Source organism: Aeromonas enterica, assembly GCF_054052465.1.
In genome coordinates, this window is the sequence record NZ_JBSTYL010000016.1 from 47,151 (window position 1) to 72,668 (window position 25,518).

A 25,518-nucleotide genomic window follows, 5' to 3' on the forward strand; every position below is an offset into this window, starting at 1 on the left:
CTTATTTAATCACGTTACGACAGAAATCAACAAATTTATTTTCAGCTAAACTCCAACTAAAACCCTGTGCTGTTTTGTAACCATTCTCCCCTAATTTTGTGCGTAATGATGGGTCATTTAAAATTCTAAATAACGCATGATGCAAATCATCAGTAGTAACCATTAACGCATTTTCATTATCAACAGCCATATCATGAAATGCGACACAATATTTATTGGCTATCACCGGCTTTTTAGCAAGCCATGCCTCAAGCAATACAATACCGAAACTTTCGCTGGAGCTCATATTTACCAAAGCAAGACATGACATCAGTGCTCCTCGTACCACGGAACGAGGCTGTCTCTCTAAGTAAGAAATATAAGGTGAGTTGATGGCAACGCCATCATCATTCGGTCCAATCATCACCAAACGGAGTTTCTTGCCAGACTGATTAATAGATTCCACTGCCTGGATCACTGCTCGATAACCCTTGGCACCAGACTTGCGCCCCAATACGAGAACAAAGTCATCATCACTAGCATAAACCTGGTTAAATTCGGCACGATCGCTTTCCAGGAACTCTTCTTCAGTATCCGCACCACCAGGCAGATACTCAGAACGACAGCCCTTCTCGGCATAGAAAGCACTGGCTGCTTTAGGCACCGTAAGCACTTTTGTCGCATTATGGGCAGCATTAAGCAGGTCTGGGAAATGATAGTAATCATCATCCAAATGAGCATGTGGAATCAACAAAGAAGGCACATTGTTTTGTTTTGCTACTTCAAGGGCAAAAGTGGCTGGTTTGAAAACAATGTTATGTGTAACTAATAGGTCATATTTATCGATATTTGAGGCAATGTAGCTTTCCATTGAAGAAGAGTGTGGTCCTCTTATATCCGTAAGAGCTACATTTAGCGGGAAGCGAGTTTGCTCGGCAGCGCTAGAAAGAACATTAAAAACATCTTCTGCCGGAATACGGCTGGTATCCGCCAACGGCGTTAAAGCAAGATCCAGTGGGACATCATCAATGCACAACTCGTTAAGAATAAAACCTAATGGCCGATGATCCTGTCGCCCGATGAACTGGTTTGACGTGAAAATTTCAAGTAATCCCCCCTCCACAGTCAATTCAATAGTAAAATAATTTTCAATTTCTTGACTGATGTACAATGCACCACTCGTAGACTGCAGGGTGACCAATGATTTTTCTGGGGCGTATCCCGTTAACTTTAGCTTGCTAGCTTTTGTGACATTTAGCGCACAGGTCGAATAACTCCACCGAGAATAGTTCGGAGCCTCTCCCTCTAAATCTGCCCATCCCCACGCAAGTCCATCCTGAAGCGACTTTCCGGCTTGCTGAACAATAGCCTTTTCAAATGCCGGCTGGACTCGCCACGCTAAATTCAGTGCCTTGTGCTGGGTAGGTGAAGGCACATGATCTACCGGGAAGCGGGCAAAACGCAGGTTGGACATCTCGATTGGAGCCCCGATTCCTTCATCGAAGTCGTAGCGTTCCATAAAGCGAGCATAATTATTTATTCTGCTGACTTCTGTTGTAACCACATCGATCTCAAACTCTTGGGTATCTCCAAGGGCTTTCAAGAAACGTTTTAAATTTGACTCTGCACCCCCAAATTCTGGGTAAGTATACCGGTAGGTAACAAAGAGTACCTTGCGTTTCGGCTTTTCCAGGTTTACTAATAAATCGACAAATTTTTTGGCAATACCCACCATAGAAAGGGTTGCAAGGAAGATATTTTTCCGTTCTTGTCTCATTTCGTCGGAAAAAATATTATCTGACAATGACAAAGCATTTATCACACTTGAGAACGCCTCAGGCTCAGCCAAAGCGATATGCTTTTGGATATTATCAGGGTAACCACGCAAACCAAACTTAGTGCTGATAACAAACAAACCATTTGCAAAAAAATCTGCCAACTTAATGTTAGAGCCACTACCTGAAATCACCGGATTTACTGCAAACAAACTATTCTGAAGAATGGCACATTTAGTTTCCTCATCAACCATGCCCCACAAAACAACGTTTTTCGCAGGTTTAACACAGATCGAATCACAAACAGAACCCACAATATTAAATTGAACGTCGGGGCATTTAGGCACAACTTCCTTTAATAGATAGTTAATAGCATCTACGTTTGGCATATGTGCCGAACCAAGGAATACCGCTGATTTTTTTTGTACCTTTCTCGCGATTTGCTGGTTTAAGCTTTCACTAATAGCAACAGGTAACTGTGAACCGTTACGAACAACGACCATAGGACCTGCAGTTTTTTTACCTACTAACAAACTATATGCATCATCTTCGGAGACCGCAATCGTAGCTGCAGATTTTTCTACCGCATTTTTTTCAACCGCAGTAGCCATATCAATCAAATAGTCTTTTTTAGGGTGCCATTCTAATAATGAAAATTTTAGCTTTGTTTCATCATTATGCGATGAGTATATAAACCGATCGTGATAAGCAATCGGCAATGGTGCCATATAAGGGTGCTCTATCACGATGAAACGTGCAGATTTTTTAAGGATATTATAGACAGAAACCAGTAGATTGTTTTTTGTGCAGTGGTTGCTTGCGATGATATCATCACAGGCAATATGGAACTGTGAATTTAACTCATCAACTTCTTTGCGGTGATCTATTGATTTTGGAATACTGATCACATGCGTTTTATTATTATATTTTTCTGAAGATAACTTTTCATCATCTGAAAAACAAACGAAAACGACAGAAGAAATATCATTAACTGCCTGATACAGCCCTCTAGTACGCGTAGCGCCACCGCCTACACCGGAGAAAGAATTGTAATCATTGAGAACTAAGGTATAAGAATTCGGTTCTTTGACTAAACTCTCCAATTCGGGGAGAAGATTCGCAACTATGGCATCCCAAGTATAGTTTTTACTAGCAAGCTGCTTACCAGCAAAACCTATCTCAACGGTATTTTCAAAATTTTCATCAGCAAGATGATGGTTTAACAATGCAGGGAAATCAGCAAGTGCACCTTCAATAAAGTGCTTTCCTGATTCAATGTTAAACCCTCTCATACCGAACGAACTAGACAGAATAGGCAAAGCATAAGAGAAATAATCCAAAGCCTTGATGTTAGAACCGCTGCCAGACTCCATCGGATTAAGGGCTATACTTGCACTTTCAAATAGCCGAATTTTCTCCGCATCTGAAACACGCCCATGCCTAATAACATTCTTGGCATACTTCCCTTCAGGAAGGCACCCCCCTATAATATCAAACAGAATATTAGGGCATTTCGGGGCGATTTCTTTGGCAATGTAGCATGCCGCTTTCACATTCGGTAGATGGGCACTTCCGACAAAAACAACCGAGTGGTTACTCTTTTTGCTACGCGGAGGGACAACACGGTGTTGTTCAATCATGCCATTAGGCGAGTAGAACATGACTGACTCTTTATGAGGTGCGATTTTTTTAAATGATTCATAATCACTTTCGCCACAGTACAGAATCAAATCTGAATTATTCAATAGTTTTTCTTCAGCTTTCGCAACCAACTCAACGATAGGTCGCGATTTTTCTGATGAATGAAGGGTCTGATATAATTCAGTCTCACAGTTATATGAATTATAGATCCGTGATTTATTGTCTAAACCTAAAAATATATCATAATCAACAGTAAAAGGTGAGTCATGAACAATTATATCTGCGAAATCATACTCGCTTAGGTACGCCACTAACATGGCTGTTGGGTACAACGCACTAGCCGTAATGGTGGGAGCGGAGAGATCTCCATGTCCATCGACTAGATGGTGCGACAACTCTCCCCAGCATCGGTTAAAATGGTTATCCTTCGGGATCCGACGCTCCACAAATGTCGCTGTATGATATATTATTTCCTCATTAACATCAGGATGAGTAGAGGTAAGCAATGTTATATGATGATATTTACTCAAAACCTTGTAGAAATTATAAAGTTTAGACTCACCGCCATTGGATACGGGAACAAAGGCCGGAAAGAAATTAAGAGCAAGTATTTTTTTCATTATCTACACACCATCCATTAATAGAACCATGACTCAAGCACTGATTTTTGCTTCTCATGCATGCCGGTTTTTTTAACAGCACAAAGCAATCCTTGCTCTGTTTTCCCATAATGGTCTTCAGATAATGTAACGTTAGTAAAAACCGATACAGAAGGTGCATTATCATAAGCTCGTGGCAGGCTTCTTTTTAATCTATATTTAATCCTTGGATAGCGATTCAACAAGCGCACTACCCGCTGCCTCAACAGCGGGCGACTTGAAACAAAGCGACTAGCCGCAGAGACTAAACCTTTAATATTATTTTTAGCTATCGATTTAATGTCTGATAAAAATCTTCGAGGCTGCAAGACCAACTTGATAGATTTTGATACTAGGCGCAAAGGATACGTTAGATTCCAAGAACTGCTGGCGTAGACCGCTAGCAAACGCTGATGAAATTGTTCTGCAACCGCTTGCGCTTCCCGAGCTTGCTCTTGCGCTTCCCGAGCTTGCTCTTGCGCTTTCCGTGTTTGCTCTTGCGCTTTCCGTGCTTGCTCTTGCGCTTCCCGTGCTTGCTCTTGTGCTTCCCATTCTTGCTCTTGCGCTTTCCGTGCTTGCTCTTGTGCTTCCCTTGCTTGTTCTTGCGCTTCCCTAGCTTGCTCTTGCGCTTCCCGAGCTTGCTCTTGAGCTTCCCGAACTTGCTCTTGAGCTTCCCGAATTTGCTCTTGTGCTTCCCGAGCCTGCCCTTGTGCAGCATTTACATTTTGCTGCAAGTTCATTTTATCTGCGGTCGTGAATTCATCAAATACATTGGGTGGGTATTTTAACTCAGCAAGCAACTCTGGGTGTTCTGCCGCCACATAAAAACGATTCAAACCATCACAATATGCAAATATGTAGTCGGATGATAATATCATATCCTCCCACTCTATATGATTAAACTCTTGTGAATTTGGTCTAGTGGCTTCAATAACTATAATCCAGGGTCTGTATATTGAAAGGTCCATGCCCAACAACACTGTTTTCTCAAAACCTTCCACATCAATTTTCATAAAATGTACAGTTTTGACATCATATTTATTGCAGATATCTTTTAGCCTGTAGGAAGGAACTTCTAACCACTCTCCTTTATGCCCATTGACCTCGTGTTTAACCACCACATCTGCATTAGCTGTAGCCCAACCACGAACCTCACTCTGCCAAATTTTTAAAAAACCATCACTATCGCTAGCAGCTGCATTGATATTTATATCTCTCACTCGCTGCGCTACGAGATCTTCAAAATGATTTTTTAACGGCTCTATATTTATACCTGACCAGCCATTATCGTAAAAACTTTTCGTTACTGAATCGATAACAGGATCATTCGCCCCCACATCGATATAAAAACCATTTTCAATATTTTTTAATGCTCGCCATAGCATGACATCTTCAAAATTTTGTGCATAAGAGATGAAACTCATAACGTTTTTATTCCAATATGTGGTTCAAGCCAAGCCACACCCACGAAATGCGGCTTATCCATGTTAATCACTTCAAACATCAAGGCAAGATCGCGCCATTCATAGTTATTTACCAAATGCGTATCGGTACTGACTAACGCGGTTTGCACCGAAAAATGGCCTGGGCCAAGGTTGGCGAAAAACTCACAAGCAAACTCAACCTTTTGCCCTCTTTTAACCAGCTCAACAGGCTGTTTTTTTAAATCTGTGTTCGTGCCGTAAATCACTTGTCCTAAGCGATCTTTAATGCCATAACCGAGCACCAAACGCGGCATATCTTGATGTGCCTCAGCCACCACCCGCAACGTGACTTTTTGGCCAACATTGATGCATTCAACTACCTGCCCAGCGTCATCACGCAAATCAATTTCAACAATAGTGGCCTCACCGGTACCTGAGATGGTCTGTGTCTTACCATCCGCCATCTCGATTTGTTCGATCTTCTGGTTTTGCTTGTCGGCCAGCAGTGCGTTGTAATAATCCATCACGGCTTCCGGTTCACCTTCCATCGCCACTCGCCCGGCATTGAGCAAAATAGCCCGGTTACAAATGCTCTGAATGGCTTGCTTATCATGCGACACGATCAATAACGTGGTGCCCTGCTTACTAAATTCACGAATGCGCTCAAAGCTCTTGTGCTGGAAATAATCATCGCCTACCGACAAGGCTTCATCAACAATCAAAATATCGGGTCGCACCGCAGTTGCCACACTAAAGGCAAGACGCATCTGCATGCCGCTGGAATATACTCGCACCGGGCTGTCGATATAATCACCAATTTCAGCAAACGCCTCAATCTCTGGCATCAAGTGGGCAATCTCCGCCATTGTCAGCCCCAACAACTGCCCCGCAATAAATACATTTTGCCGGCCAGTAAAATCAGAGTGAAAGCCCATGCCTAATTCCAACAAGGCCGCGACTCGGCCCTGTAAAGAAATAGAACCCGTGGTGGGTTGCGTGGTGCCGGTGATCATCTTTAGCAAGGTGCTCTTACCGGCACCGTTGATACCGATAATCCCCACCGCTTCACCCGGGCGCACGATGAAACTCACATCTTGCATTACCCACTTCAAACTGTGCCTGGGTTTGTTGCCCGGCAACATCCATTCAGCCAAACGCGACCAGCGTGTCGGATATTGCTTATACGCCTTACCCAACTGATTAACCGTGATCATCCCCATTACAGTTCATCCACCATTTCGCCCGCATGTTTGCGGAATAAAGAAAAACCGAGCATCGTCAATAGCGCACCCAGCAATGCCACCGGCCACAAGGTTTGCCACTGCGGCCAACTGCCCTGCACCAAAATTTGTTGGCTCGCTGCAACAATCGGCGCCATAGGGTTTAATGCCATCAATGGCTTAATCGCCGCTGGCAAAATATCCTTAGGATAAATAATTGGTGTAAACCAGAACCAGAACTGCAAAGCGATACCAAAAAATTGGCCGACATCGCGGAAAAACACATTCAGCACTCCGAGCGTTATCCCTAGACCAATGGCAAACAAAATCAAGACAGCCAACACCGGGATCAACGCCAAATAGGGCAAACCGGGAAAATAACCGACGATCAGCAAAAAAACTGAAAACAAACCAAAGACAATCGCAAAGTTAAGCAAAGCATTGCAGATCACCGTCATCGGCAAGCACAGGCGCGGAAAGCTAATTTTTTTTAATAAATTGGCATTATCTAAAAATACATTCTGGCTGCGCCCAACAACTTCAGAAAATAGCCCCCAGGTTAATACCCCGGCACACAAGTAAATGCTATAGGCAAAGGTGTGATCCACTCCCGGCAACTTGGCGCGCATCACATTTGAAAAAATCACCGTATACACAGTGATCATCGCCAGTGGGTTGATGATGTTCCATGCTGCACCCAATAAGGTGTTTTGGTACTTAACTTGAAATTCGCGTTTGACATTACCGAGAATAAACCCCCGGTAACTCCACAACGCCCTTACCATTGTAACTGACATTTCATCATTCCTTAATCAAGGCTTCAACCGAGGCCACCTCTTGCCACACCAACGGCTGATCCGCTCGGCTTTCAATGTTTAAGCGCAGCAAGGGCTCGGTGTTTGAGGTACGCACATTTACACGCCAATCGCGCATTTCAATGCTCAAACCATCGGTGCGATCTACCAACAAGGCTTGCGGAGCAAATTGCGCCTCGATTTTCGCCATGATCTTGCCAGCATCGTTAACCCGATAATTAATCTCACCACTACACGGATACGCGGCCATCCGCTCACCGACCAAGCTCGACAAACTGGCTTGTTTGACCGACAGCAACTGCGCGACCAACAACCAAGGGATCATACCGCTATCGCAATAACCAAAATCACGGAAATAGTGATGCGCACTCATCTCTCCGCCGTAAATGGCATTCTCCAACCGCATGCGCTCTTTAATAAAGGCATGGCCAGTTTTGCTCTGCACCGCGATGCCACCCGCTTGTTTAACCACATCAATGGTGTTCCACGTTAAACGGGGATCGTGAATAATCTTCTCGCCGGGGTGAGTGGCTAAAAAGGCTTGCGCCAGCAAACCAACAATATAATAACCTTCGATAAACTCACCGCGCTCATCAAATAAGAAACAGCGATCGAAATCACCATCCCACGCAATGCCCATATCCGCACCATGCTCCTTCACCGCATCACGGGTTGCCGAGCGGTTTTCGGGTAACAAGGGGTTCGGAATACCATTGGGGAAATGGCCATCTTCCTCATGATGAATTTTAATAAATTCAATCGGCACATGCAGTTGGTTAAACCGCGCTTCAAGCGCATCGATCACATGCCCGGCGGCACCATTGCCGGCATTCACCACCAATTTCAGCTGGCGAATATTATTGAGCGTAATGTAGGTCAGCAGATGAGCGACATAATCATCGAGAATAGATAACTGGCTTAACGAACCCTGCTTGGCTGGCGCTGCAAACACGCCAGATTCGGCCAAAGCCCGGATCTCATTTAACCCGCTGTCACCGCTGATTGGCTGCGCACCACGGCCCACCAACTTCATGCCGTTATAATCCATTGGGTTATGGCTGGCTGTCACTTCAATCGCGCCATCAATATCCAATGTAAACGCAGCAAAATAGGTCTCTTCGGTGCCAGTCATCCCTAAGTCAATCACATCACAACCGGCATCCATGATGCCCTTAGCAAGTGCTTGTTTTAACTCGGCACTGGTCAGGCGTACATCACCGCCCACCGCAATGCTCTTGGCACTCAAGTGTTGCGCTGTGGCTCGGCCAATCCGATATGCAATCTCAGTGTTTAACTCATCACCCAATTTACCGCGAATATCGTACGCTTTAAAACAAGTAAAATTCATCACTATATCTCTCAATAATTATTATTTGTTAAAATCTACAATGTCATCTTCGCCAAGGTAATCCCCGGTTTGAACCTCAAGCATGACTAAATCGATCAATCCTGGGTTTTTTAACTGATGCCGATGACCAGCAGGAATATAGGTGGATTGATTTGCAGTTAATAACGCTTCTTGTCCATCATAATTCACTTCTGCAACACCAGATAACACCACCCAATGTTCATTACGATGATGGTGCATTTGCATTGTCAGGCTGGCACCCGGTTTAACCTCTAGACGCTTAATTTTGAAACGCTCGCCGATTTCAAGAAGGGTATAGCGCCCCCATGGGCAATACACAGTACGGTGAGTTTTAAATGCATCATGATTGATTTTTTTAAGTTGATTATAAATCACTTTAACATCTTGGCTGTTATTCTTGTTAGCCACCAGTAATGCATCTGCGGTGTCGACAATCACCAAATTTTCAACACCAACAGTGCCAATAACGCGCTCTTCACTGCTAACGTAACAATTTGTGGTATCGTGCAATATGACATGGCCTTGCACGGTATTTCCATTTTTATCTGGTTGATGTTGATCGCTAATCGCTGACCAAGAGCCGATATCACTCCAACCAATATCACAGGGTACTACCGAGACGTTTTGCGATTTTTCCATCACGGCGTAATCAATTGAAATATCAGGAACCAGGTTAAATGTGTTAGCATCCAAATCGAGGTGTTTCACCTTTTTACTCTGAATTATCTCAGATTGATTGATGCAAGATTTGGTAGCTGATAATACTTCTGGGCAGTGTATTTCCATTTCGGCGATCATTGTGCTCGCTTTAAAGCAGAACATACCAGAATTCCAAAGATAACGACTACTTTCCAAATACTCTTTGGCTTTATTCAAGGTTGGCTTTTCAACAAAGCGCAAAACATCAGAGCCTTGCGCTTCAATATAACCATAGCCGGTTTCGGGTATGTGAGGTTTAATCCCAAATGTGACCAAACGCCCCATTTTAGCTAATTCAACCGCGCGGGAGACTGCATCAGAAAAAGCAGCCTGCTCGGTGATCAGGTGATCTGCAGCCAACACCAGTACGATCGCATCATCACCATATGTATCACACGCATAAATAGCGGCAGAGGCTACTGCTGCAGCCGTATTACGGCCATATGGTTCAAGAATAAATGAGGTTGAAATATCACTTTCGTTCACTTCTTTAAATGAATCCAGTGTTTTGAAATACAACTCTCGATTGGTAATTGTTAATATCTCACCGATGTCGGATAGTGTTGCACCACGCAAGAATGCTTTTTGTAAAAAACTTTGATTATCGGATAGTTTAATGAATGGTTTGGGATGCTGTTCACGGGAAATAGGCCATAATCTTGAACCACTGCCACCACACATAATAGCTGGAATTAATATGCTCATATATACACCATATGTTTTAAGTTTCATCTAAAAATTTAACAAATTAAAATTCACCTGCCATTGAAAACGATTTTTCCTTGATGTTTTCTGGTGAAAAAACAGGAGATTTATTGCCCCAATATATTGATAGCAGTAGATCATTACAATATATTTCACGCTCAAATTCAGGCTGGTAATAACGTGTAGTTTTATAAAAAAATTCTGCAGTTTCTGTTCTTGTGATGAAGCCATGAGCAAATCCTTCAGGGATCCACAATTGTCGCTTATTTTCAGCAGATAAACTCACTCCAACCCATTGCCCGAAGGTTGGCGAGCTTTTGCGGATATCTACCGCCACATCAAACACTTCACCCGCAACACAACGTACCAGCTTGCCTTGGGCATGAAGAGGCAACTGATAGTGCAAGCCGCGCAATACACCTTTCGATGACTTTGAGTGATTATCTTGTACAAAGGTAACCGGATATCCTACCGCTTCTTCGAACAAGCTGGTGATTAAAACTCTCAAAGAAAAAGCCACGCTCGTCACCAAATACCTTGGGCTTAAAAATAAGCACATCAGGAATAGCCGTCTTGATTACATTCATCTTCATATCCACATTAAATTCAATTTTTATTGGGGAGCGTCATACCTCCCCCAGTATCACATCAGGCTTTTGCAACCATCTTTAACAGATATTGACCATAGGCATTTTTTGCCAACGGCGCGGCAAGTTCACGAACCTGGTCGGCACTGATAAATTTCTGACGATAGGCAATCTCTTCCGGGCAGGCGACATTCAAGCCCTGACGTGTCTCAATGGTCTGAATAAAGTTACTCGCTTCAATCATGCTTTCATGGGTGCCAGTATCAAGCCAGGCATAACCACGGCCCATCATGGCTACCGACAGGTTGCCCTGCTCGAGGTAGATACGGTTAACGTCTGTGATTTCCAGCTCGCCGCGGGGGGACGGCTTCAAGCTCTTGGCGATCTCCACCACGAAAAATAGAGGCCGGTCACCGCATAGTTGCTCTTGGGCTCCAGTGGCTTCTCTTCCAGAGAAATAGCTGTACCTTGCTTATCAAATTCCACCACCCCATAACGCTCAGGGTCGTGCACGTGGTAAGCAAAGACGGTAGCGCCGCTCTCTTTGGCAGAAGCCGCCTCCAGCTGTTTCTGAAGGTCGTGGCCGTAGAAGATGTTGTCGCCCAGCACCAGCGCACACGGGTCTGAACCGATGAACTCATTACCCAGAATAAAGGCTTGTGCCAACCCGTCCGGGCTTGGCTGAACCTTGTATTGCAGATTCAAGCCCCACTGGCTGCCATCACCCAGCAATTGTTCAAAGCGGGGGGTATCTTGCGGCGTACTGATGATCAGAAGGTACAGATGGTCTGGTCAGTGTAGAGGGAGCTTCGTCCCCGTCGGCCATGATGTTCTTGATGGAACCAGTTATGAACGACATTCTCATCAACTCAGAACGTTAGCGAGCCGCGTTTGACCGGGGAACGGTTGTACTGTGACCAGTTGGATATGGCGTGAAGCGACTTGCCCATGATGCTGATTTGAAGAGGGATTTGGTGATCAGATCACCGTCTCCACCATAAGTTCAATTCAGGTCACTCCGATTTGGAAAACAACGCCCCGACAAGGGATGCATTCTATACATCCCTGGCCAGTGATTTACTTGCCCAGGATCTCGGTCAACATCCGCTCCACACCGACCGTCCAGTCCGGCAGCACCAGATCGAAGGTTCGCTGGAACTTGCCGGTATCAAGGCGGAGTTATGGGGGCGTTTGGCCGGGGTCGGAAAGGCGCTGGTCGGCACCGCATTGAGTTGCGTCACCGCCAGTTCAACCCCTGCTTCTTTAGCTTTGGCAAACACCAGCTGGGCATAGTCAAACCAGGTGGTGGTACCGGAGGCAGTCAGATGGTAAAGCCCAGCGACCTCAGTCCTGCGCTGCGCCACACGGATCGCATGAGCGGTGCAATCAGCCAGCAACTCAGCGCCGGTCGGCGCACCAAACTGGTCATTGATGACCGACATTTCACTGCGCTCCTTGCCAAAGCGCAGCATGGTCTTGGCAAAGTTGGCGCCACGGGCGGCATACACCCAACTGGTGCGGAAGATAAGATGACGAGTGCAAGGCGCAGCTGCGTACTCCCCTGCCAGCTTGGTTTCGCCGTAAACGTTGAGCGGGGCGGTTGCATCGGTTTCCACCCTGGGGCGCTCACCGCTGCCATCGAACACATAGTCAGTAGAGTAATGCACCAACCAAGCACCCAAGGCCTCGGCTTCTTTGGCGATGGCGGCCACACTGGTAGCGTTGAGCAGCTCGGCAAACTCACGTTCGCTCTCCGCCTTGTCGACCGCCGTATGGGCCGCTGCATTGACAATCACGTCCGGTTTGACCAGACGTACCGTTTCGGCCACCCCTGCCGGATTACTGAAATCGCCGCAATAGTCGATGGAGTCAAAATCAACGGCAGTGATGCGCCCCAGCGGCGCCAGGGCACGTTGCAGCTCCCAGCCTACCTGGCCGTTTTTGCCAAACAGCAGAATATGCATCAGGCACGCTCCCCGTAGTTCTGTTCAATCCAGGACTGGTAGGCGCCGCTCTTGACGTTGCTGACCCACTGCTGGTTATCCAGATACCACTGCACTGTTTTGCGAATGCCTGACTCAAAAGTCTCCTCTGGCTGCCAAGCAAGCTCACTGCTCATCTTGCTGGCATCGATGGCATAACGGCGATCGTGACCGGGGCGATCCGCCACATAGGTGATTTGATCGCGGTAAGAACCCGCTTTCGGCACCATCTCGTCAAGCAGATCACACACGGTATGCACCACGTCCAGATTTTGCTTCTCGTTGTGACCGCCGATGTTGTAGGTCTCCCCTACCAAGCCGGTGGTCACTACCTTGCAGAGCGCGCGCGCGTGGTCTTCCACATAAAGCCAATCACGAATTTGGTCGCCTTTGCCATACACCGGCAGCGGCTTGCCATCCAGCGCATTGAGGATCACCAGCGGGATCAGCTTCTCGGGGAAGTGATAGGGACCGTAGTTGTTGGAGCAGTTGGTGACGATGGTCGGCAGGCCGTAAGTACGGCGCCAGGCACGTACCAGATGATCGCTTGATGCCTTGGAAGCCGAATAGGGGCTGCTGGGGGCGTAAGGCGTGGTTTCGGTAAAGAGTGGCAGTGACTTATTCCACAAGGGATGACCAGCACTCACCTCATCCGGGTGGGGCAGATCACCATACACCTCGTCGGTGGAGATATGGTGGAAGCGGAAGGCTGCCTTGCGCGTCTCGTCCAGCTCGTTCCAGTAAGCGCGGGCGGCTTCCAGCAACACATAGGTGCCGACGATATTGGTCTCGATGAAATCAGCAGGCCCGGTGATGGAGCGATCTACATGGCTTTCGGCTGCCAGGTGCATCACGGCATCCGGTTGATGCAGGGCAAACACCCGATCCAGTTCGCCACGGTTGCAGATATCCACCTGTTCAAAAGCATAACGAGCACTGGTTGCCACGTCAGCCAGCGATTCCAGGTTACCTGCATAAGTGAGTTTATCGAGGTTGATGACTGAGTCGTGGGTATCCCGGATGATATGACGAACAACCGCCGAGCCGATAAAGCCGGCGCCACCAGTGACAAGGATTTTCATAGGTATACTCTTGAAAATTAATAGAAAAATTAGTTTTTCAGCTAAAAATAAAGAATGGGGACAACATTGAGTGTGTCTAACGGGAAGATATCTCACGCTAATCAGGAAAAACACGTTAGCTACCGCCCCTGAGTTACAGCCCCCAGTTTGCTGCTTTTAACCAGATTGTGTATGTGCTGTTGGCCATGATGCCCTCCAGCGTGGGATAGTTCAGTCGCCATCCTTGATGACCAAATCTAGATTTGTTGTACAAATTCACTCCGGCTGTCTTGTCAGAAACAACCATGCTATAGCGCTGTGCCACTGTGGGCGAGGTGTGGATTCTAGCGTCTTTCCCGGCAATTTGAATAGTCAAAACAACCATGCTAAAAGTACTGGATTTCCAGATTATTCATAAATTCACCAGCAACTTCTCGGTAGAGTATCACCAATATAAATGTCGCAATTGGAGCCCCAACCTGCCCACATTAGACTTTTGGCCCTGAATACTAAAGTAAAACCAGAAGCGTTCTGGGCATTGACGCACATCCGAACCACCCTATCGGCCCACGTCTCTGTTTTCACCGCATACGCACAACATTTTATTACCATTGAAGAAACACATAACCCCCCCTCTCTTCAGCAATGATGTTCACAGGGGTCATGACTGTCACAATGCCGGCACGACGCATTATGTCATCAAGGTGTCATATGTGTGTGGTTTTGCGGAAAACAAACAGGGCGAACCGAATGGTTCGCCCTGTGGCTATGCGATAACAAAAGGCGGAGGCTAATCCTACTGCTGCTGAACACTCGCCGTTGCGATCGTGTCGGAAGCTTGCCAGCCGCCACCGACGGCCTTGTAAAGCGCCACCTGGTTGGTCAGCTGGGCCAGACGAGTGCTGATCAGCCCCTGCTTGGCGCTGAATAACGAACGCTGGGCATCAAGCCGTGTCAGGTAGCTATCCACTCCTTGCTCATAGCGGAACTCCGCCAGCTTGAAGTAGGTCTGGTTGGCCTCGACCAGTGCCTGCTGCGCCTGCAACTGCTGCTGATAATCAGCCTGGGTGCCGAGCGTATCTGCAACCTCCTTGAAGGCAGTCTGGATGCTCTTCTCATAGCTGGCCACCGCCTGCCTGGTGCTCACCTCGGCCACGTCGAGATCGGCAATGCGTTTGCCACCGTCGAAGATGGGCAGGTTGATCTGGGGGATAAACGACCAGGTTCCGGTCCCGCCATCAAACAGGCCGCTCAGCTGACTGCTGGCGGTGCCCGCCGTCGCGGTGAGCGAAATGGAGGGGAAGAAGGCAGCGCGCGCCGCGCCTATGTTGGCATTGGCCGCCTTCAGAGCGTGCTCGGCGGCCAGAATATCCGGTCGTTGTTGCAGCAAACTGGAAGGTGCACCGACTGGGATTGCCGCCAGTTGCACCTCGGCCAGGGTCGCCGGCTGGCCGTCCAATGCCGGTATCTGGCTGCCAAGCAGCAGGGCCAGACCGTTGCGGTCCTGCTTCACCTGACGCTGGTACTGGGCCAGGCTGACCCGTGCGCTCTCCAGCGCGGTACGCCCCTGTGCCAGCTCCATCTCGGATGCAGCCCCCAGGCGATACTTGTGCTCGGTCAGGCCATAGCTCTCCTGCTCGGTCGACAGGGTTGCCTCACTCAACGCCAGCAACTCCTGATCCGCCAGCAGGGTGAGATAGGCATTTGCCACCGAGGCCACCAGCGCAATCTGGGTGCTGCGCTGGGTCTCGATTTGACCAAGATACGTCTCCAGCGCCTGATCTTTCAGGCTCTGGATCCGGCCAAACAGGTCCAGCTCATAGGCGGTAATACCAATATTGGTATCGTACTGGCTGCTGATCACCCCCGGCCCCGTGCTGCTGAGATCGTCGGATCCCTGCTGGCGGGTGCCTGAGCCATTCGCCGCCAGGGTTGGCAATTGAGCCGCTCGCTGGATACGGTATCTGGCCTCATAGGCCTCGACGTTGAGAGCCGCAATGCGCAGATCCCGGTTATTCTCCAGCGCAGTGGCAATCAGTTGCTGCAGCGCAGGATCGAGGAACTGCTGTTGCCAGGAGGAGACTACCGCCTCCCCTCTCGCCTGATTGCTCTGCCAGGAGGCGCCTTGCGGCAACTCGGGTCTTTGATAGTCAGGGGCCATGGAGCAGGCCCCCAGTAGCAAGGTCACACTCAAGGCGACCAGCGTCTTAGTCATGATGGGTCTCCTTGGTAACCGCAACTCGCTCTTCCCGTGAACTGTGATTGGTGAAATAACGCATCACCAGCACGAAGAACAGCGGCACGAAGAAGATGGCCAGCACGGTCGCACTGATCATCCCACCCATCACTCCAGTACCGATGGCATTGCGGCTGCTGGCGCCTGCGCCGGAGCTGATCACCAGCGGCAATACACCGAGGATGAAGGCAAGCGAGGTCATCAGGATCGGGCGCAGACGCAGACGAGCCGCCTCCACAACGGCTTCACTCAGTCCCATTCCCTTGTCATAGAGCTCCTTGGCAAACTCGACGATAAGGATCGCGTTCTTGGCCGACAGCCCTATGGTGGTGAGCAGACCTACCTGGAAGTAGACGTCGTTTTCCAGCCCGCGGAGGGTGGCGGCCAGAATGGCGCCCAGTACCCCGAGCGGCACCACCAGCATCACCGAGAACGGAATGCTCCAGCTTTCGTACAACGCTGCCAGACAGAGGAACACCACCAGCAGAGAGATGGCGTACAAGGCCGGCGCCTGAGAACCCGCCTGCCGCTCCTGATAGGAGAGGCCGGTCCACTCGATGCCAATGCCTTCCGGCAGCTGTTTCACCATCTGCTCGATGGCCGCCATGGCGTCACCGGTACTCTTGCCGGGCGCCGCTTCACCCACTATCTCCATGGCGGAGACACCGTTATAGCGTTCCAGACGGGGCGAGCCAAAGCCCCACTCTGTGCTGGCAAACGCGGAGAAGGGCACCATCTGGCCCGCGCTGTTGCGCACATACCAGAGCTTGAGATCTTCCGGGTTCATCCGGAAGGGTGCATCCGCCTGCAAGTAAACCTTCTTGACCCGACCGCGATCGACGAAGTCGTTCACGTAGGAAGAACCCCAGGCCGCCGCCAGCGTGTTGTTGATGTCGCTGATGGAGAGCCCCTGCGCCAGCGCCTTCTCGTAGTCGATCTTGACGTCGAGCTGCGGGGTGTCTTCCATCCCGTTCGGGCGCACCCGCACCAGATTGGGATCCTGCGCCGCCATGCCGAGCAACTGGTTGCGCGCCGCCATCAGCTTGTCGTGCCCCAACCCACCGCGATCCTGCAGGAAGAAGTCAAAGCCGGTGGCCGTGCCCAGTTCGGGAATAGGGGGCAGGTTGAAGGCAAACACCTGAGCTTCCTTGATACTGAACAGGTAACCCATGGCGCGGCCGATAATGGCATTGGCGCTGCGATCCGGGCTCTTTCGCACCTTCCAGTCTTTCAGCTTGATAAATGCCATACCACTGTTTTGGCCGCTGCCGGCAAAGCTGAAGCCTGCCACCGTCAGCACTGAGTCGACGTTATCCTTCTCATTTTTCAGGAAATAGTCGCGCATGTTCGCCAACACGACCTCGGTACGCTCCTTGGTCGCACCGACCGGCAGTTGCACCATGGACATGATGACTCCCTGATCCTCTTCCGGCAGGAAGGAGGTGGGCATGCGCATAAAGAGCACGGCCAGTACGGCCAGCATGGCGGCATAGATGATGCCGTAACGTACGCCCTGCTTGATCACCTTGCGTACGCCGCTCTGGTACCGGTTGGTACCGGCATCAAAAGCACGGTTGAACCAGCCGAAGAAACCGCGCTTGGCACCGAACTCACCGTGTTTCATCGGCTTGAGCAGGGTGGCACAAAGCGCCGGGGTCAGGATCAGGGCGACCAGTACAGACAGCACCATGGCTGACACTATGGTGAGGGAGAACTGACGATAGATGGCGCCGGTCGAACCACCGAAGAAGGCCATTGGCACGAATACGGCGGAGAGCACCAGCGCAATCCCCACCAGGGCGCCGGTGATCTGGGTCATCGACTTGCGGGTCGCCTCCAGCGGGGAGAGATCCTCCTCGCTCATCAACCGCTCCACGTTTTCCACCACCACGATGGCATCGTCCACCAGCAGGCCGATGGCCAGCACCAGTCCGAACATGGTGAGCGTGTTGATGGAGAAACCAAATGCAGCCATCACCCCGAAAGTACCAAGCAGCACCACGGGCACGGCGATGGTCGGGATCAGGGTGGCACGGAAGTTCTGCAGGAAGAGATACATGACGCAGAACACCAGAAAAATCGCTTCGATCAGGGTCTGCACCACCTCCTCGATGGAGATCTTCACGAACGGTGTGGTGTCGTAGGGATAGACGATCTTCATGTTGGCCGGGAAGTAGCCCGACAGCTCATTGAGCTTGCCGCGCACCTCGTCTGCGGTATTCAGGGCATTGGCCCCGGTGGCCAGCTTGATCGCCAGCGCCGCCGTTGCCTGACCGTTGTAGAGCGCGGAGGCATCGTAGCTTTCGCCGGCGAGCTCGACACGGGCTACGTCCTTGAGCCGCACCTTGGAGCCATCCTGGTTCACCCGCAGCAGTATGTTGTTGAACTCCTCCGGGGTGGAGAGACGGGTCTGCCCCATGATGGTGGCGGTGAATTGCTGATCGTTCACCGCCGGGGTGCCGCCTAGCTTGCCGAAGGCCACCTGGGCGTTCTGGGCCTGAATGGCGGCCTGCACGTCTCCCGGGGTCATCTGTACCCGGTTGAGCTTGTGAGGATCCATCCAGACTCGCATGGAGTACTGGCTGCCGAACAGGGTGATGTCACCGACCCCGTCCAGTCGGCTCAGGGGCTCCTTGATGTTGGAGACCACGTAATCGGCGAGATCGTCGTTGGTCATGCTGCCATCGGTGGAGATGAAGGCGGCCACCATCAGGAAGCTGCTGGAGGTCTTCTGGACCCGGACCCCCTGTTGCTGCACCTCTTGGGGCAAGAGCGACATGGCCTGTTGCAACTTGTTCTGCACCTGCACCTGAGCGATGTCGGGATCAGTGCCCGGCTTGAAGGTGAGGGTCACCGACACATTGCCGGACGAATCGGACTGGGCAGACATGTAGAGCAGATGATCCAGCCCCGTCATATTCTGCTCGATGATCTGGGTCACCGAATCTTCCACCGTCTTGGCAGAAGCCCCCGGGTAGCTGGCGGAAATGCCGACGGCCGGCGGGGCTATGGTCGGGTACTGGGCGACCGGCAGGCCTATGATGGCCATGGCCCCGGCCATCATGATCACCAACGCGATCACCCAGGCGAAAATGGGTCTGTCTATGAAAAATCGTGCCATGAGGCGACTACTCCATCCTACTTGTTGGCCGGGGTCTGTTCAGACGGCGCGGTAGCGGTCTGTTCAGTGGGCGTCACGACGACCCCGGGTTTTACCTTTTGCAGGCCGGCGACGATAACCCGCTCACCCGTCTTGAGACCGGATTCCACCACCCAGTCACTGCCGACGATGCGGCTCAGCTGCACTTCCCGCAGCTCGACCTTGTTGTCCGCGGTCACCACCATGACGGTGGCACCGCCCTTCGGCGTGCGGGTCACGGCGGTTTGCGGCACCAATAGCCCCTCGGCCCGCTCACCTTCTTGCAGGGTGGCACGCATGAACATGCCCGGCAGCAGCAACTGGTGAGGGTTGGGGACGATCACCCGCAGTGTCACCATGCCGGTGGTCTCATCCACGGTCACGTCGGAAAACTGCAGCGAGCCCTCCTCGCTATAATGGCTGCCATCTTCCAGCTGGAAGCGCACCTTGGCGCCATTCTGCTGGCCTTGGGTCAGCTTGCCAGCAGCGACCTGGCGCTTGAGGCGCAACAGATCGGCAGTGGATTGGCGCACATCCACATACATGGGATCCAGCTGCTGGATGGAGGTGAGGCTGTCGGCCTGCTGGGCCGTCACCAGCGCCCCCTCGGTCACTGCGGATTTGCCGATGCGGCCACTGATGGGGGCCGTGATGCGGGTGTAGGCCAGATTGATGTTGGCGCTCTGCAGCGCAGCCTTGGCCGCACCGATTTCAGCCAGTTGCTGCTTCCAGGCCGCGTCGGCATCGTCATATTCCTGGCTGCTGATGGCTTTCACCTTCACCAGCTCGGCATAACGCTTGGCCTTGAGACGTGCGCTCTGCTCATTGGCCTGGGCCTTGGCCAAGTTGGCCTTGGCACTGGCCACCTCGGCCTGATAAATGGCAGGGTCGATCTGGTACAACAGCTGACCAGCCTTGACATCGCTGCCTTCGGTGAACAGACGCTTGAGAATGATGCCGCTCACCTGGGGACGCACTTCGGCGACCCGCAGCGGGGCGCTGCGGCCGGTCAGCTCTGAGGTGAGCTGCAACGGCGTGGTGTGCAGGGTAACGACATTTACGGCGGCGGGCGGCATGCCACCCGGGCCTTGCTGGGCGGTGCCCTGTTCGCCACAAGCGGTCAGCAGACCACTCGCCAGCAGCGCAAGGCCGACTGAACGTGCGAGAATATGTTTATGCATGAAGAACCTTGAGCCTCTGTCTATCAATGAATAACCACAGGGTTTATAGGACCCAGTTGGTAAAATCGTAAATATGAGGCAATATACATACATTCATAAATGTATGTAAGTGAACTTTTTTACTTTTACAAGGTACAGATGTCAATGGCCAGAAGAACCAAAGAAGAAGCGCAGCAGACTCGCTGCCACATCATGAGTACGGCCCTGAATCTGTTCTGTTCGCAAGGGCTGGCCAAGACCAGTCTGACCGATATCGCCAGGGCCGCCGATCTGACCCGTGGCGCCATTTACTGGCACTTCAAGAATAAAGAGGAGCTGTTTGTCTCTTTGTGGGAGGAGCTGTGCCAACCGCTCTCCCATCAGCTCGACGCCTGTGTCGCCGAGCAGGAGCCGGATCCCCTTGGCAAGCTGCGCAGTTTCCTCAAGGAAGTGCTGGTGAAAATCAGCACCAATCCTGCCCATCAGCAGATGTTCACCATCATGTTCAATCTCGAATCGCTGGAAGGGGAAGCCATCTCGCTGCGCGAGCACATGCGCAGCCAGTCCGCCAACTTCTTCCGGGATCTGGAGACGACCTTGGCCAATGCCGTGCGCATCGGCCAACTCCCCAGGGGGCTGGATCTGCAACGGGCCGCCACCCTGCTGCACTGCACCCTGGATGGCTATATCATCAACTGGCTGCACTTCCCGGAGCGCATCGACCTGACCCGGGAGGCCGACTTCCTGCTCGACAGCCTGTTTGCCCTGATTGCCCTGCCAAACGGCCCGGCCAATCGACCAGCCTGATAGCCTTGGGCCAGCTCAGCGCTGGCCCCTCTCTTTGCTTCCCGCACGCCATCACAGACCGGCTCCCCAGCCTGGCAGTAGCGGTTCACGGCACGACGCTTTGGTAGCCCGTCGCCAAATTTGCTAGAGTAGCGCCCCCGAAAGAAGGTGCCTGCCATGCCCATATCTCCACTGCCCGACCATGCTTCCTCCCCCAGTCAGCCATCTGCATCGCCACAGCCCAGTCATGATGCCTCCTCCAGTCTGCCATCTGCGGCGGATCCGGACACCCTGTCAGCCCGTCAGCGCTTTCTGATATTGCTGGCAAACGGGGCCCATCTGCTGGAAGCGGGCTGCGGCACGGGCGAGGATCTGCTCTTTTTCCGGCAGCACGGCCTCATGGTCACCGCCTTTGATGCCAGCCTGACCCAGGCCAGGCTCGCCTCGCGCCGCAGCGGCCAGCCGGTGCGGGTCTGCCGCCTCGAGCAGATGCACAGCGCCTTGCCCTTTGACGGTATCTGGGCCAACCGCTCACTGCCCTGCCTGGCCGAAGGAGAGCTTGCCCCCGCCCTGATGCATCTCGCCGGCCTGCTCAAACCCCGGGCGCCGCTCTACTGCTCCTTCCCTTATGACGAAGGCGATCCCAGCCACACAGTGGTGCCATCACAGGACGAACACCCGCTGCAGACCCGGCTTGATGAGGCCCGCCTGCAAGAACTGATCGCCCCCCTGCCATTTGGCCTGCATCAGAGCTGGTGCAGCGAGGATGCCATGCACGGCCGCTGGCTGCATGTCCTGCTGATCCGCCTCCCCGAGCTCGCCCCTACCATGCATCAATATCGCCGCCGTCGCTTCAAGGGGCCCATTCCCCGCGATTCATCATCCGGCTAACAATATTTAACTCTGAATTAACCAGGCGAAGGCAGACAAGATGCGGTAGTTGTGTTAAAAAGCGGCATTAAAATCAAAATTAAATAACAAATCAGACACTAACACCTGGATTTACTTATGAAACTTGTCCTCAAACTGGTTGCCGGCATCCTGGCCGGTCTCTTGCTCGGTCTCTACGCCCCCGAATGGGTCGCACGCGTGCTGTTTACGGCCAAGACAGTCATAGGTCAGCTGATCACCTTCACCATTCCGCTCATCATCCTGTTCTTCATCATGAGCGGCATCGCCAGCCTGCCGAAGAACTCCGGCAAACTGCTGGGCAAAACGGTCGCCCTCTCCTACTGCTCCACCATACTGGCGGGATTGTTTGCCTTCACCGTGGCTGGCCACCTGATCCCGCAGCTGACCAGCGCCGCCGAGCCCACGGCGGCGGCCGCCATCAAGCTCAGCTCCTACGTCAACCTGGAGATACCGCCGCTGTTCGGGGTGATGTCAGCCCTGGCCGCCGCCTTCGTGTTCGGCATCGGCATCAGCGCCACCCAGGCCACCGATCTGCGCCGGGTCGCGGATCAGGGCCGCGACATCATCGACCGCCTGCTTGCCCGCGTGATCATCCCGCTGCTGCCCTTCTACATCGCCGGCGTCTTCGTCGAGATGACGGTCGAGGGCACCGTCTTCGCCACCCTGAAAACCTTCGGCGTGGTACTGGTGATGGCCATCGTCATGCACTGGTTCTGGCTCTCGGTGCTGTTCGTCGGCACGGGGCTGGCGCTGGGGCGCTCACCCGCCATGCTCATCAAGAATATGCTGCCCGCCTATTTCACCGCTCTCGGCACCATGTCCAGCGCCGCCACCATCCCGGTCGCCCTGCAGGCCAGCAAGAACAACGGCGTGAGCGACGGCATCGCCAACTTCACCGTACCGCTGTGCGCCACCATTCACCTGTGCGGCTCCACCATCACGCTGGTGACCTGCGCCACCGCCGTCATGTTCCTCTCCGAGCACCTGGCCATTCCCGGCTATGGCACCATGCTGCCCTTCATCATGATGCTGGGGGTGATCATGATAGCCGCACCGGGCGCACCGGGTGGCGGCGTCATGTCCGCACTGGGTCTGCTCACCTCCATGCTGGGGTTCGGTGAGGCTTCCATCGCTCTGATGATCGCTCTCTACCTGGCGCAGGACAGCTTCGGCACCGCCTGCAACGTTACAGGTGACGGCGTCATCGCCCTGTGGGCCGATCGCTTCGCCCAGAGCGGCGAGCCAGCGATCAGCGCCGAGCAGGACGCCGCCTGAATAGAGCAAGCCCATAAAAAACGGGAGCCATCGGCTCCCGTTTTTTATGGCTGGCATTTGAAGTCAACCGCGCCGGCGGATCACCCCTTCCTGCGCCGTGCTCGCCACCAGCACCCCATCACGGGTGAAGAACTGGCCGCGCACCAGACCGCGACCTGCGCTGGCGCTCGGGCTGTCCACCACATAGAGCAGCCAGTCATCCAGCCGGAAGTCCCGGTGGAACCACATAGAGTGATCGATGGTGGCCACCTGCATGTCCGGCTCCCAGTACGACACGCCATGGGGCTGCAGGGCGGTGAACAGGAAGTGGAAGTCGGAGGCATAGGCCAGCAGGTATTTGTGCACCCGCTGATCGTCCGGCATCTGACCATTGGCCTTGAACCAGACGTGGCGCAGCGGTTCGTGCACGTCGGGGCGGATCGGATCGACCAGGGTCACCGGGCGAATTTCGATCGGCTTCTCACACATGATCTTGTCGCGCAGGGCAGGCGGGATCTGCTGCTCGTAGGGGCGCACCAGCTCCAGCTCGCTCTTGAGCTGCTCGGGCGGGGTGATCCCCGCAGGCATGGCAATCTGGTGCTCGAACCCCTCGGCCTCAACCTGAAAGGAGGCGTTGAGATAGAAGATGGGCTTGCCGCCCTGAATGGCCTTGACCCGACGGGTGGAGACGGTCTGACCGTCGCGGATGTTCTCCACGTCGTAGATGATGGGACGATTGGCATCACCGGGGCGCAGGAAGTAGGAGTGAAAACTGTGCACCTGACGATCGGCGGCCACCGTCTGTTTGGCGGCTGACAAGGCCTGCCCCATTACCTGTCCGCCAAACACGGCCCGCAGACCGAGATCCTGGCTCTGGCCCCGAAACAGGCCCTCCTCGATTTTCTCGAGCGCCAGCAGTGCCAGCAGCTCATCAAGTACCTTGCTCATTCTTATCTCCTGTATCAGTGCCGCAAAGGCTAACAAGCTCGCCCTGACAGAGCAACCTTGCCCCTCCCCCGCAGCGGATCCGCCAGGCGGTTTAATTCAGCAAGGGAGGGATTGGAATAAGTGGAAGAGCAACCCTAGCCGGCCCCTATTTTACTTCTTCTGTACACTCGATGAAGTGAATATGACACCCATCAATGTCTTCTAGCGGATCTCATCCCCCCTCCTGGACAAGCAGATAAAAAAGGCGCCAAGGCGCCTTTTTTATTCCAGAGTGCGGCATCAGACCGAGTCTGTGTCCCCTCGCTTGCGGTTGGTATTGGGCCGGCCGCCGGTCACCACATCGGCACGCCCCTCCTCCTTGGCCTTCTCGGCCCGCTTCTTGCGCATCTCTTTCGGATCGGCGATGAGCGGGCGGTAGATCTCGATGCGATCCCCATCCTGCAATCGTTCGCTTCCCTTGACCGGCCGGCTGTAGATGCCGAACTTGTTGACCGACAGATCGATTTCCGGGTGCTTCTGCACTATGCCGGACTGCTCGATGGCGGCCAGCACGCTGGTGGCGGGATCAACTCGGATGCGCAGCACGGTCTGGCGCTCGGGCAGGGCATACACCACTTCGATATTGAGCAGATCAGACACCGTACACCACCTTGGCGCGGTTGGAGAAGGCGAGCACCATGGAGCCCACCAGATCACGGAAAATCTGGCCAAACGCCAGCTCGATCAGCTTGGAGGTGAACTCAAAATCGAGGTCGAATTCGACCTTGCAGGCATCCACATCCAGTGGTGTAAAGGTCCACCAGCCTGCCAGCTTGCTGAAGGGGCCTTCCACCAGCTCCATCTTGATCTGCCGGTTGGCATCGAGCAGATTGCGGGTGGTAAACGTCTTGGCAATCCCCGCCTTGGCCACATCGACCGAGGCAGTCATATAGTCATCGCCTGTCTCGTGGACACGGCTGCCGACACAACCGGGCAGAAACTCCGGGTAAGCGTGAACATCATTGACCAGCCTGAACATTTGTTCTGCACTGAACATCACCAGGGCACTGCGAGTAATACGGGGCATGGGCTTTCCTCATCCAATCGGGCCGATTTTATCACCTTGTCAGCCAAGATCATCCCCAAAACCGCTCACAAAGCCGCCACTCGAGCAGTTGCGCGTTTTACAGCCGCCGCCACCCACGTATA

Annotated in this window: 16 protein-coding genes and 4 pseudogenes; 3 read left to right on the forward strand and 17 right to left on the reverse strand. The window is 52.4% G+C overall.

What is annotated here, in order from left to right; translation table 11 throughout:
• Position 1: 1 nt before the first annotated feature.
• The 14 genes and pseudogenes from ACW5XD_RS15935 to ACW5XD_RS16000 all read right to left on the reverse strand — a co-directional run bounded on the left by ACW5XD_RS15935 (position 2) and on the right by ACW5XD_RS16000 (position 20,451).
• On the reverse strand, positions 2 to 4,015 hold the full coding sequence (locus tag ACW5XD_RS15935; protein WP_456495690.1) for a glycosyltransferase: 4,014 nt from the start codon (positions 4,013 to 4,015) through the stop codon (positions 2 to 4).
• Positions 4,016 to 4,032: 17 nt separating this feature from the next.
• On the reverse strand, positions 4,033 to 5,457 hold the full coding sequence (locus tag ACW5XD_RS15940; protein WP_456495691.1) for an FkbM family methyltransferase: 1,425 nt from the start codon (positions 5,455 to 5,457) through the stop codon (positions 4,033 to 4,035).
• On the reverse strand, positions 5,454 to 6,677 hold the full coding sequence (locus ACW5XD_RS15945; RefSeq protein WP_456495692.1) for an ABC transporter ATP-binding protein: 1,224 nt from the start codon (positions 6,675 to 6,677) through the stop codon (positions 5,454 to 5,456). The genes ACW5XD_RS15940 and ACW5XD_RS15945 overlap by 4 nt, the downstream gene beginning before the upstream one ends.
• Positions 6,677 to 7,474 carry an ABC transporter permease gene (locus ACW5XD_RS15950; RefSeq protein ID WP_456495693.1) on the reverse strand — a complete coding sequence of 266 codons (798 nt, stop codon included), beginning with the start codon at positions 7,472 to 7,474 and terminating at the stop codon, positions 6,677 to 6,679. The genes ACW5XD_RS15945 and ACW5XD_RS15950 overlap by 1 nt, the downstream gene beginning before the upstream one ends.
• A 4-nt stretch (positions 7,475 to 7,478) precedes the next feature.
• A complete protein-coding gene (locus ACW5XD_RS15955; protein WP_456495732.1) occupies positions 7,479 to 8,840 on the reverse strand; it encodes a phosphomannomutase CpsG in 1,362 nt (453 codons plus the stop codon).
• A 21-nt stretch (positions 8,841 to 8,861) separates the two neighbouring features.
• Positions 8,862 to 10,265, reverse strand: a complete 1,404-nt coding sequence (locus tag ACW5XD_RS15960) for a mannose-1-phosphate guanylyltransferase/mannose-6-phosphate isomerase (RefSeq protein WP_456495694.1) — start codon at positions 10,263 to 10,265, stop codon at positions 8,862 to 8,864.
• A gap of 43 nt (positions 10,266 to 10,308) precedes the next feature.
• Positions 10,309 to 10,852: pseudogene (rfbC, locus tag ACW5XD_RS15965) on the reverse strand (dTDP-4-dehydrorhamnose 3,5-epimerase).
• Between the two features lie 61 nt (positions 10,853 to 10,913).
• Positions 10,914 to 11,629, reverse strand: a pseudogene (gene rfbA / locus ACW5XD_RS15970) (glucose-1-phosphate thymidylyltransferase RfbA); the annotation flags it as partial.
• A pseudogene (locus tag ACW5XD_RS15975) lies at positions 11,626 to 11,802 on the reverse strand (transposase); the annotation flags it as partial. The pseudogenes ACW5XD_RS15975 and rfbA, both read right to left, overlap by 4 nt.
• A gap of 127 nt (positions 11,803 to 11,929) precedes the next feature.
• Positions 11,930 to 12,816 (reverse strand): annotated as a pseudogene (gene rfbD / locus ACW5XD_RS15980) (dTDP-4-dehydrorhamnose reductase).
• The gene (rfbB, locus tag ACW5XD_RS15985; protein ID WP_456495695.1) at positions 12,816 to 13,916 is read right to left on the reverse strand and encodes a dTDP-glucose 4,6-dehydratase; all 1,101 of its coding nucleotides are present in this window, start codon (positions 13,914 to 13,916) and stop codon (positions 12,816 to 12,818) included. The pseudogene rfbD and the gene rfbB overlap by 1 nt, the downstream one beginning before the upstream one ends.
• A 775-nt stretch (positions 13,917 to 14,691) precedes the next feature.
• Positions 14,692 to 16,110 carry an efflux transporter outer membrane subunit gene (locus ACW5XD_RS15990; RefSeq protein WP_456495696.1) on the reverse strand — a complete coding sequence of 473 codons (1,419 nt, stop codon included), beginning with the start codon at positions 16,108 to 16,110 and terminating at the stop codon, positions 14,692 to 14,694.
• Positions 16,103 to 19,252 carry an efflux RND transporter permease subunit gene (locus ACW5XD_RS15995; RefSeq protein ID WP_456495697.1) on the reverse strand — a complete coding sequence of 1,050 codons (3,150 nt, stop codon included), beginning with the start codon at positions 19,250 to 19,252 and terminating at the stop codon, positions 16,103 to 16,105. The genes ACW5XD_RS15990 and ACW5XD_RS15995 overlap by 8 nt, the downstream gene beginning before the upstream one ends.
• A gap of 17 nt (positions 19,253 to 19,269) precedes the next feature.
• Positions 19,270 to 20,451: an efflux RND transporter periplasmic adaptor subunit gene (locus ACW5XD_RS16000; protein WP_456495698.1), complete on the reverse strand. Its 1,182-nt coding sequence runs from the start codon at positions 20,449 to 20,451 to the stop codon at positions 19,270 to 19,272.
• Positions 20,452 to 20,595: 144 nt separating this feature from the next.
• Here ACW5XD_RS16000 and ACW5XD_RS16005 point away from each other — a divergent pair, with 144 nt between their 5' ends.
• From ACW5XD_RS16005 to ACW5XD_RS16015, 3 genes are all read left to right on the forward strand, one after another.
• Entirely contained in the window at positions 20,596 to 21,237 is a 642-nt protein-coding gene (locus ACW5XD_RS16005; RefSeq protein WP_456495699.1) for a TetR family transcriptional regulator, read from the forward strand.
• A 156-nt stretch (positions 21,238 to 21,393) separates the two neighbouring features.
• On the forward strand, positions 21,394 to 22,107 hold the full coding sequence (locus tag ACW5XD_RS16010; protein WP_456495700.1) for a class I SAM-dependent methyltransferase: 714 nt from the start codon (positions 21,394 to 21,396) through the stop codon (positions 22,105 to 22,107).
• A gap of 117 nt (positions 22,108 to 22,224) precedes the next feature.
• On the forward strand, positions 22,225 to 23,403 hold the full coding sequence (locus tag ACW5XD_RS16015; RefSeq protein WP_456495701.1) for a dicarboxylate/amino acid:cation symporter: 1,179 nt from the start codon (positions 22,225 to 22,227) through the stop codon (positions 23,401 to 23,403).
• A gap of 63 nt (positions 23,404 to 23,466) precedes the next feature.
• Here the strand turns inward: ACW5XD_RS16015 and tesB are convergent, their stop codons facing one another.
• From tesB to ACW5XD_RS16030, 3 genes are all read right to left on the reverse strand, one after another.
• Positions 23,467 to 24,330: an acyl-CoA thioesterase II gene (gene tesB / locus ACW5XD_RS16020; protein WP_310011942.1), complete on the reverse strand. Its 864-nt coding sequence runs from the start codon at positions 24,328 to 24,330 to the stop codon at positions 23,467 to 23,469.
• Positions 24,331 to 24,609: 279 nt separating this feature from the next.
• Complete coding sequence (locus ACW5XD_RS16025) at positions 24,610 to 24,969, reverse strand: RnfH family protein (protein ID WP_456495702.1); 360 nt, start codon at positions 24,967 to 24,969, stop codon at positions 24,610 to 24,612.
• Positions 24,962 to 25,396 carry an SRPBCC family protein gene (locus tag ACW5XD_RS16030; RefSeq protein WP_042873080.1) on the reverse strand — a complete coding sequence of 145 codons (435 nt, stop codon included), beginning with the start codon at positions 25,394 to 25,396 and terminating at the stop codon, positions 24,962 to 24,964. The genes ACW5XD_RS16025 and ACW5XD_RS16030 overlap by 8 nt, the downstream gene beginning before the upstream one ends.
• Positions 25,397 to 25,518 lie beyond the last annotated feature (122 nt).

Excerpts from the sequence above, each read along its gene's own strand:
- tesB (WP_310011942.1), bottom strand. The coding sequence starts at position 24,330 with ATGAGCAAGGTACTTGATGAGCTGCTGGCACTGCTGGCGCTCGAGAAA.
- ACW5XD_RS15945 (WP_456495692.1), bottom strand. The coding sequence starts at position 6,677 with ATGGGGATGATCACGGTTAATCAGTTGGGTAAGGCGTATAAGCAATAT.
- ACW5XD_RS16030 (WP_042873080.1), bottom strand. The coding sequence starts at position 25,396 with ATGCCCCGTATTACTCGCAGTGCCCTGGTGATGTTCAGTGCAGAACAA.
- ACW5XD_RS16005 (WP_456495699.1), top strand. The coding sequence starts at position 20,596 with ATGGCCAGAAGAACCAAAGAAGAAGCGCAGCAGACTCGCTGCCACATC.
- ACW5XD_RS15940 (WP_456495691.1), bottom strand. The coding sequence starts at position 5,457 with ATGAGTTTCATCTCTTATGCACAAAATTTTGAAGATGTCATGCTATGG.
- ACW5XD_RS15935 (WP_456495690.1), bottom strand. The coding sequence starts at position 4,015 with ATGAAAAAAATACTTGCTCTTAATTTCTTTCCGGCCTTTGTTCCCGTA.
- ACW5XD_RS16000 (WP_456495698.1), bottom strand. The coding sequence starts at position 20,451 with ATGCATAAACATATTCTCGCACGTTCAGTCGGCCTTGCGCTGCTGGCG.
- rfbB (WP_456495695.1), bottom strand. The coding sequence starts at position 13,916 with ATGAAAATCCTTGTCACTGGTGGCGCCGGCTTTATCGGCTCGGCGGTT.
- ACW5XD_RS15990 (WP_456495696.1), bottom strand. The coding sequence starts at position 16,110 with ATGACTAAGACGCTGGTCGCCTTGAGTGTGACCTTGCTACTGGGGGCC.
- ACW5XD_RS15950 (WP_456495693.1), bottom strand. The coding sequence starts at position 7,474 with ATGTCAGTTACAATGGTAAGGGCGTTGTGGAGTTACCGGGGGTTTATT.
- ACW5XD_RS15960 (WP_456495694.1), bottom strand. The coding sequence starts at position 10,265 with ATGAGCATATTAATTCCAGCTATTATGTGTGGTGGCAGTGGTTCAAGA.
- ACW5XD_RS15955 (WP_456495732.1), bottom strand. The coding sequence starts at position 8,840 with ATGAATTTTACTTGTTTTAAAGCGTACGATATTCGCGGTAAATTGGGT.
- ACW5XD_RS15995 (WP_456495697.1), bottom strand. The coding sequence starts at position 19,252 with ATGGCACGATTTTTCATAGACAGACCCATTTTCGCCTGGGTGATCGCG.
- ACW5XD_RS16010 (WP_456495700.1), top strand. The coding sequence starts at position 21,394 with ATGCCCATATCTCCACTGCCCGACCATGCTTCCTCCCCCAGTCAGCCA.
- ACW5XD_RS16015 (WP_456495701.1), top strand. The coding sequence starts at position 22,225 with ATGAAACTTGTCCTCAAACTGGTTGCCGGCATCCTGGCCGGTCTCTTG.